Annotated in this window: 8 protein-coding genes; 6 read left to right on the top strand and 2 right to left on the bottom strand. The window is 61.7% G+C overall.

Annotation, left to right across the window (positions count from 1 at the left end; all coding sequences use genetic code 11):
- Positions 1-15: 15 nt before the first annotated feature.
- Together B8784_RS12150 and B8784_RS12145 are read right to left on the bottom strand one after the other, a co-directional pair.
- On the bottom strand, positions 16-966 hold the full coding sequence (locus B8784_RS12150) for an IS110 family RNA-guided transposase (RefSeq protein WP_084396263.1): 951 nt from the start codon (positions 964-966) through the stop codon (positions 16-18).
- Between the two features lie 430 nt (positions 967-1396).
- Positions 1397-2245 carry a DNA -binding domain-containing protein gene (locus tag B8784_RS12145; protein ID WP_084398225.1) on the bottom strand — a complete coding sequence of 283 codons (849 nt, stop codon included), beginning with the start codon at positions 2243-2245 and terminating at the stop codon, positions 1397-1399.
- 266 nt (positions 2246-2511) lie between these two features.
- Between B8784_RS12145 and trbB the strand changes: the two genes are divergently transcribed.
- The 6 genes from trbB to trbL form a co-directional block, all read left to right on the top strand.
- The gene (gene trbB, locus B8784_RS12140; protein ID WP_084398224.1) at positions 2512-3507 is read left to right on the top strand and encodes a P-type conjugative transfer ATPase TrbB; all 996 of its coding nucleotides are present in this window, start codon (positions 2512-2514) and stop codon (positions 3505-3507) included.
- Positions 3504-3839, top strand: coding sequence for a TrbC/VirB2 family protein (locus tag B8784_RS12135; protein WP_084398223.1), 336 nt, complete (start codon positions 3504-3506; stop codon positions 3837-3839). The genes trbB and B8784_RS12135 overlap by 4 nt, the downstream gene beginning before the upstream one ends.
- Positions 3839-4093 carry a VirB3 family type IV secretion system protein gene (locus B8784_RS12130; RefSeq protein ID WP_084146418.1) on the top strand — a complete coding sequence of 85 codons (255 nt, stop codon included), beginning with the start codon at positions 3839-3841 and terminating at the stop codon, positions 4091-4093. Before B8784_RS12135 ends, B8784_RS12130 begins: the two co-directional genes overlap by 1 nt.
- Positions 4087-6558 (top strand): conjugal transfer protein TrbE, encoded by a 2472-nt coding sequence (gene trbE / locus B8784_RS12125; protein ID WP_084398222.1) that lies wholly within the window; start codon positions 4087-4089, stop codon positions 6556-6558. The genes B8784_RS12130 and trbE overlap by 7 nt, the downstream gene beginning before the upstream one ends.
- A 9-nt stretch (positions 6559-6567) precedes the next feature.
- Complete coding sequence (gene trbJ / locus B8784_RS12120) at positions 6568-7266, top strand: P-type conjugative transfer protein TrbJ (RefSeq protein WP_084398221.1); 699 nt, start codon at positions 6568-6570, stop codon at positions 7264-7266.
- Between the two features lie 6 nt (positions 7267-7272).
- A partial coding sequence (gene trbL, locus B8784_RS12115) for a P-type conjugative transfer protein TrbL (RefSeq protein ID WP_084398220.1) occupies positions 7273-8074 on the top strand: 802 nt, incomplete at its 3' end.

The raw sequence follows: 8074 nt of genomic DNA, 5'->3' as shown, positions 1-8074 counted from the left end.
AAGTATCCGTCTTCGTCAAGTCCGGCTTGGAACCCAGTTTCGGCTATCGCGAAGCAGACTGTTCGCCAGGACGATAAGCTTTCTCATTATGGCTGTGATGGCCAGTTTTGGCGCTTTTCCGGTGGCGACCATCATCTGGTATTTCGCGCTGAATTCCGGATTATGCTTTATGCTAACGAGGGTGGGCATATAGAGCGCCTGTCGCAAATGTGCTCTTCCACCTTGTATGTATCGCTTGCCTCGAAACGTGCCGCTGTCCCGAGCGATCGGAGCAAGTCCTGCAAGACTGGCGGCCGCCTTGTGATCGATGAAGCCGAGTTCGGGCATCTCGGTCAGAAGCATGATCGCGGTTGTTTCTCCAATGCCAGGAATAGTCTGTAGAATGTCGAATCTGGCTTTCAGGAATTCATCATCACGGACCAGCAAACGAAGAGCCGCGTCGATTGCTTTCATGTGACGGTCGATCTGCTCAATCCTTTCCCGTGCCTGGCGCCGCAACAAGGGAGCTATCCGGGCGGAAGACCGGTTGGACGCGCGTGTCCTGTCTTTCACCAGAGCGCGCCGAGCCGATTGTAGCTCTTTCATTTCATTGAACTTGATCGTTCTGTCGCTGACGCGGCGCACAGAAATCATCGCCCCGTATTTTGCGATAAGCCCGGCATCGATCGTGTCTGTTTTCGCCGACACACCCAATGCGTCCGCAAATCGTCGAGCCTGCCGTGGATTGACCTTGCCGAGAGGTATTTCGGCTTTCAGGAAGAACTTCTCGAAGGCAAGATGATACTGCCCGGTCGGTTCATAGAGTAGCTGTTCAAGATGACATCCTGCCATCCAGGTCAGCAATTGCCTGAATCCTTTTTTATCATTCGGGACAGTTATGGTCCTGCCCTCAGGATACATGTGCGCATCCAGAGTGCTCTTTGAAATATCGACGCCGATATGCTGGCGAACTGGTTCGATGGACATTCCAGATCCTTTGCTTGTCGTACGGGCCTAGATGCCCTCGTATCCGTTCAGGTCGCATGGAAATGAAGAGGACGATCAAACTTCCCAACGGCACTTACTCAGCCAGCGCAGGCACGATCCGTTCCTCTACGCCGGCGGGGAAATTGCGCAGTCCCCACCAGCGGTTCTTTTCTAACCAGAAGACCAGGAATCTCTAAGACAAGCGCGGGCGCGCGGCCAGCCGGCGAGACCCAGAGCCACGATTTTCGAACAAACAACCGGACCCTCATTGAGCCTCGCCGGGCCGGTCGGCGCAGGATGGCTCTCGCGGCTCCGGGGCGAGCGCCGGGCGAAGGTCGGCGATCACCCAGGACCGCCATGATGCCTCTCAACGGCCCATCCAGCCGGGCGAACAGCCCCGCGCCTTTGGCGTGGGCAGGCCGCAAAGGACTCAGGCTGCCTGACGATCTCCGCCGAGGCGCGCTCCCAGGAGCTCCACGAGATAGCCGCCATCGCGCAGGCCTTCGGCTTTGGAGATGACATAGCGGATGGATGCCCGCAGCGAACTGCCATCGACGCCCCATTCCTCGGCGACCGTTTTCGGCCCGTGGAGCAGTGAAGCGATTTCTCTCTGGCTCATCCCGGCCTTCAGGCAATCAAGCGCGATGACGCCATTGCGCAGGATTTGCGTGGTCTTCGTCCAGCGCGCTGCCGATGTGTTCGGCCCCTTTCCATAAAGCCGGAAGGCTTCCTTCTGGAGCTTCAGCTTGCGCTCATAGGCCTTCATATCCGAAATTTGCAGCTTCATACGCACGGGTTCCAGTCCCAGCAACGTCTGGCCCGTGCAGTGCACCTGCACGACACAATCATTGCCGCGTAGCAGAAGATATTCGCGGGCGGAGCGGTCCGTGATGTGCGTGATGCTGCAATGGGGCACGGTGCGATCCCAGATATCGCAGCTCTGGCCCGGCTTGCGCGGCGTGCAGTTCACCTCGACCTGGTCGGGGAAGACATAGTGGCTCCACACGGCGTCCGCGTCGAAGCCGTTCAGGTCCGGATCGGGCATGAAAACAAGGCCCCAGCGCTCAGCCAGGGTCTGAGGCACGCGCGAACGCAGGATGCGGATGTCGGCGCAATCGGCTTTCTTTTCGGAAATGTCGTCGTCTGTGCGACTTGCCGCATCGTCGCGAAAGTCGTCATTGCGACGCACATATTCCCAGGCCCAGCGGTCCGATGAAAGACGCGAGAGATAGTCGTAAGCGGCTGTTTCCGCATTGGTTTCAAGCGCAAAGGTCTTCATGCTCTCTCCTCCACTTGCAGAGGAGAGAGCAAAATTCGTTCCACTTTTGCGCGATTCATTCGGCGCGCGCCCAACTTAAGGATAACCGCTTATCCAATCGGACTGTATTCGCTCTGGATGAGCTCAGCATTTGCGCGTCCATTTACGACGCGCTTTGCAGGGGTTTGCGGCGGCTTGCTGCATTTTGCTTTCATTGGCCCGCATTCGAACTGATGCGACGGCGGTGTTGCTGGGATGATTGAAGGGTCCACGAAAGGCCCCGTTCCATGTCACCTTCACCGCACCAACTGGAGACAGAAACCCGTCGCACAGCGATGCTGCGCACGGCATTCTGCCCGGTGGTGCGCGAGGCCTTGGAAGCGCCTGATACGATCGAGATCATGGCCAATCCGGACGGTTCGGTGTGGATCGAGAAGGCCGGCATCGGTCTAATCGTTTCCAAACACACACTTGCCCCTTCAGACCGCGAGCGCGTCATCCGCCTGGTCGCCTCCGGGGTGGGAGAGGCTGCAGGCCGCACCTCCCCGATCGTCTCTGCAGAACTCCCCGGCAGCGGCGAGCGGTTCGAAGGGCTTCTCCCACCTGTTTCGACAGCGCCATGTTTCGCCATCCGCAAACCCGCGTCGACACCCTTTCAACTCGGCGATTATGTTGCTCAGGGCGCGCTGGCACCGGCGCTCGCAGCGGCACTCAAACACTCAATTGCAGCGCGCACAAACATCCTGATTGCCGGCGGAACATCCTCGGGCAAGACGACCTTCACGAATGCGCTGCTGGCAGAGTCCTCACTTCACGACGACCGCATCGTCATTCTCGAAGACACACGCGAGCTGAGATGCGCTGCACCCAATGTCGTCCAGTTGCGAACCCATCGCGAGGCCGCGACCCTTCAGGATCTCGTGCGATCAACGCTCCGTATGCGTCCTGACCGGATCATTGTCGGCGAGGTACGCGGGGCTGAAGCCCTCGATCTGTTGAAGGCCTGGAACACGGGCCATCCCGGCGGGATCACGACGCTCCATGCGAACTCCGCCCACGGCGCGCTCACCCGGCTTGAACAGTTGACGCTGGAGGCCACGCCCCGCGCACCCTTCGATCTCATCGCTGAGGCGATCGATGTCGTCGTTTTCATGAGCCGCGCCGGCGGTCAGCGCCGCGTTGAAGAAGCGCTGCGCGTCACCGGCTTTGACAGCGAGGGGTATCAGACCGCCCCGCTCGTCTCCCGTTCCTTGTCCCTCGTCCAACATGGAGAAACCCAATGACGCTCTGCAATCACCTCCAGACCGTGAACCGAACGGTCCAGGTCGCGGCCTGTATCGGCATCGGCATTCTTATCGCAGGGCCCGCCCATGCGGCCGGCTCCGGCATGCCGTGGGAAGGCCCGCTCGACCAGATCCTGACCTCGATTGAAGGCCCGGTCGCGCGCATCGTCGCGGTCATCATCATCACCATTACGGGGCTCACGCTGGCCTTTGGTGAGACAAGCGGCGGCATGCGCAAGCTGATCCAGATCGTGTTCGGCCTCTCCATCGCCTTCGCCGCGACCTCGTTTTTCCTGACCTTCTTCTCATTCGGCGGCGGAGCGCTCGTCTGATGGCCGACGGCTATGAAATCCCCCTCCACCGGTCCCTGACCGAGCCGATCCTGATGGCGGGCGCGCCGCGCACGGCCGCTATCGCCATCGGCACGCTCGCGGCTGCTGTCGGCCTCGGCCTCCAGCTCTGGATACCGGGCCTCGTCCTCTGGGCGGTGGGGCATTCGGCGGCTGTGTTCATGGCCAGAAGCGATCCGGATTTCATGGCCGTCGCAGGCCGCTCGACGCGCCACAAGGAGCATCTGACATGTTGAACCTCAGAGAATATGCAGAAACACCAGTCTTGCTGGCCGACTATCTCCCATGGGCCTGTCTCGTCGCGCCGGGCGTCGTCCTCAACAAGGATGGCAGTTTCCAGACGACATTCAAATATCGCGGCCCTGACCTCGAAAGCTCCACCGAGGAAGAACTCGTTTCGGTCACGGCTCGGGTCAATAATGTGCTGCGCCGGTTCGGATCCGGCTGGGCGCTCTTCTTCGAAGCGCAGCGCCATGAAGTGCATGACTACCCGGAGACGGACTTTTCCGATGCGCTGTCCTGGCTCGTCGATCAGGAACGCGCGCTGCAAGCGGAGGAAGCCAGCGCCCGCTTCGAGAGTGCCTATTATCTGACCCTGCTCTGGCTGCCGCCCGCCGATGCCACGGGCCGCGCCGAGAAAGCTCTGATCCAACGTGCCGAAACCGAAGACGCCGCGACCTGGCGTCACCGGCTGGAAACGTTCGAGCAGCACGCAGGCCGCGTCTTCGACCTCCTCTCCACCTGCCTCGCGGAGATCGCAAAGCTCTCAGACGATGAGACGCTGACCTACCTACACTCGACCATCTCGACGAAGCGCCATCCGGTCGTCACGCCCGAGCTCCCCGTCTTCCTCGACGCGGTGCTGGCTGATGAGCCCTTCGCGGGCGGTCTGGAACCCATGATCGGGGCGGCGCACCTCCGCACCCTGACCATTCTCGGGTTTCCGGCCTCGACCCTGCCCGGCATCCTTGATGAGCTCAACCGGCAGGGCTTTGCCTATCGCTGGGCGACGCGGTTCATTGCCATGGACAAGGCCGAGGCCGAAAAGGTCCTCGGCAAGAAGCGCCGGCACTGGTTCGCCAAGCGCAAATCCATCGGCGCGGTCCTGCGCGAGACCATGTTCAATGAACAGGCGGCGCTCGTCGACAATGATGCCGACAACAAGGCCGTCGATGCCGATGCCGCCCTGCAGGAGCTTGGCAGTGATCTTGTGTCCTACGGATACGTCACAACCACGATTACGGTTGCTGATCCGGACAGGCGCACCGTGGACGAACATATCAGCGTGGCCGAGCGCATCGTGAATGGGCGCGGCTTCACCGCGATCCGCGAGACGCTGAACGCCGTCGATGCCTGGCTTGGAAGCCTGCCCGGTCACCCCTATGCCAATGTCCGCCAGCCGATCCTGCACACGCTGAACCTTGCCCATATGGTGCCGCTCTCGGCGGTCTGGGCCGGCAAAGAAACCAATCACCAATTGCAAGCCCCCGCGCTCATTCAGGCGCAGACCGATGGCACGACGCCGTTCCGCCTGAACCTGCATATCGGTGATGTCGGGCATACGCTGGTCGTCGGCCCGACCGGCGCGGGCAAGTCCGTGCTGCTCTCGCTGCTCGCGCTGCAATGGAAGCGCTATAAGGGGGCGCAGGTCTTTATCTTCGACAAGGGGCGCTCGGCCCGCGCGGCGACGCTTTGCATGGGCGGCGCGCATATTGATCTCGGCGGCAGTCATGCTCCGAGCCTCCAGCCGCTGAAAGACATCGACACCGAACACGGCGCGAGCTTTGCCGCAGACTGGCTGGCAGGCCTCTGCACCAATGAAGGCGTCGCGATGACGCCGGACCTCAAGGCCCGGCTGTGGGAAGCGATCCAGTCTCTTAGCTCAGCGCCTGAACCCGAGCGCACGCTGACAGGCCTCAGCCTGATGCTGCAGGACGACACGCTCAAATCGGCGCTGCATCCGTTCACGCTCGAAGGTCCGCATGGGCGGCTTCTCGATGCCGATCATGAAAGCCTCAGCCTCGCGGACACCGCCACCTTCGAGATGGAAGAGCTGATGCACGTAAAGGGCGCGGTGGCCCCGGTCATCACTTGCCTGTTCCACCGGCTTGAAGCGCGGTTTGACGGCAAGCCAACACTCCTGATCCTCGATGAGGCCTGGCTGTTCCTTGATGATCCCATGTTCGCGGCACGCATTCGCGAATGGCTCAAGACCTTGCGCAAGAAGAACGTGTCTGTCGTGTTCGCGACGCAAAGCCTTGCCGACATTGCGAACTCAAGCATTGCGCCAGCCCTCGTCGAGTCCTGCCCCACACGGATATTCCTGCCGAATGAGCGCGCACAGGAACCGCAGTCCCGCGAGACCTATCAGCGGTTCGGGCTTAACGCCCGCCAGATCGAACTGATCAGCCGGGCGACACCGAAGCGTGACTATTACTACCAGTCGCCGCTGGGCGCCCGCGTGTTCGATCTCGGCCTCGGGCCGATCGCCCTCTCAGTCTGCGGCGCATCCTCGCCGGAAGATCAGGCCCGCCTGGATCGTATCTGGGCCGAGACGGAAGGGGACGGGTTCGCGGCCTGCTGGCTCATCGAAAAGGGTCTGCCCTGGGCGGCGGAACTTCTGACCCGCTGGCCCGGCCATGCGCCGGAGTCCGAAGCGCACACTTCCTTCCATCCCGCCCAATTCCTTGCCGCCGAATAGGAGCCCCCGATGAAACGTTTCCTTGCCTCCGCCCTGATCTGCGCCGCGCCGCTTTCCATCCTCATCGTGCCGCCCGCCGCCGCCCAATGGACGGTCTATGACCCGGCCAACCACATCCAGAACATCTACCAGGCCATCCGCTCTCTTCAGGAAGTGAACCAGCAAATCCAGCAGCTCACCCATGAGATCGAAATGCTGGAGAATATGGCGCGCGATCTCGAAGCACTGCCCGATAGCATTGCCGACGACATATTGCGCCGTATGCGCCGCATCGAAGACCTGATGCGCGAGGCCGAAGGCATCGGCTACCGCGTCGAGGAGATCGAGCGCGACTATGAAGAGATCTACCCGGAAGACTATGGCAGTGAACCGCCGCGACAGGCCGTGCTCGTCGAAGAGGCCCGCGCCCGCTGGCGCCAGTCTCGCACGGCTTATCGCGAGAGCCTGACCGTCACAGCGCAGGTCGTCTCCACAGCGCGGGCTGACAGTGACAGCCTCGACCGGCTGATCGCGGACAGCCAGTCCGCCGTGGGCAATCTCCAGGTGGCGCAGGCCGGCAACCAGATCGCGGCGCTGCAGACCGAGCAGCTCATGCAGATGGAAGCCATGATGGCGGCCCATTACCGCGCCGAAGCACTGGAGCGCGCCCGCCAGCTCGCCGAGGCCGAACGTGGCCGCGCCCGCACCCGGGCCTTTCTCGGAGAGTAGCGGGCCATGGACGTGATCGACACATTTCTCGCGACCTTTATCGCCTACATTGACAGCGGGTTCGGCCTGCTGGCGGGCGATGTCGCCTATTTGTCGACCACGCTCATCGCCATCGACATCACGCTGGCGGGCCTGTTCTGGGCGCTCAGCCAGAATACGGACGTCATCGCCGGGCTCCTCAAGAAGGTGCTCTATGTCGGCTTCTTCGCTTATCTCATCGGCAATTTCTCGCTGCTCGCCGGGATCGTCTTTGACAGTTTCGCGCAGCTGGGTGTGACCGCTGGCGGCGGCGCGATGACGGCTGATGACCTGCTCCGCCCCGGCTTCATCGCCAGCGTCGGCCTCGATGCCGGTCAGCCGCTGCTCGAAGAGATCGGCGACATGCTGGGGCCGATTTCGTTCTTCCACAACTTCATCATGATCGCCGTCATGTTCGTCGCCTGGGCGATCATCATGGTCGCCTTCTTCGTGCTGGCCGTGCAGCTCTTCATCACCATCCTGGAGTTCAAGCTGACGACGCTCGCCGGGTTCGTGCTCGTGCCCTTCGCCCTCTGGAACAAGACGACGTTCCTGGCCGAACGCGTGCTCGGCAATGTCATCACCTCGGGCATCAAGCTCATGGTGCTCGCCGTCATTATTGGCATTGGCTCGACGCTGTTCTCGTCGGTGACCGACGCGTTCCGCACCGGGGATGATGTGACGCTCGCCCAGGTCATGGGCACGGTGCTCGCCGCGATCGTCTTCTTCTGGATGGGCATCTTTGCGCCCGGCATTGCAAGCGGCCTCATCACCGGTGCGCCGCAGCTCG

The organism is Henriciella aquimarina (genome assembly GCF_002088975.1).
Lineage (GTDB): Bacteria > Pseudomonadota > Alphaproteobacteria > Caulobacterales > Hyphomonadaceae > Henriciella > Henriciella aquimarina.
The sequence above is the reverse complement of the archived record's forward strand: the minus strand, read 5'-3'. Positions and strand labels throughout refer to the sequence as shown.

Coding starts and splice junctions, on each gene's coding strand:
- B8784_RS12150 (WP_084396263.1), bottom strand. CDS start 966: ATGTCCATCGAACCAGTTCGCCAGCATATCGGCGTCGATATTTCAAAG.
- trbB (WP_084398224.1), top strand. CDS start 2,512: ATGTCACCTTCACCGCACCAACTGGAGACAGAAACCCGTCGCACAGCG.
- trbE (WP_084398222.1), top strand. CDS start 4,087: ATGTTGAACCTCAGAGAATATGCAGAAACACCAGTCTTGCTGGCCGAC.
- B8784_RS12135 (WP_084398223.1), top strand. CDS start 3,504: ATGACGCTCTGCAATCACCTCCAGACCGTGAACCGAACGGTCCAGGTC.
- trbJ (WP_084398221.1), top strand. CDS start 6,568: ATGAAACGTTTCCTTGCCTCCGCCCTGATCTGCGCCGCGCCGCTTTCC.
- B8784_RS12130 (WP_084146418.1), top strand. CDS start 3,839: ATGGCCGACGGCTATGAAATCCCCCTCCACCGGTCCCTGACCGAGCCG.
- B8784_RS12145 (WP_084398225.1), bottom strand. CDS start 2,245: ATGAAGACCTTTGCGCTTGAAACCAATGCGGAAACAGCCGCTTACGAC.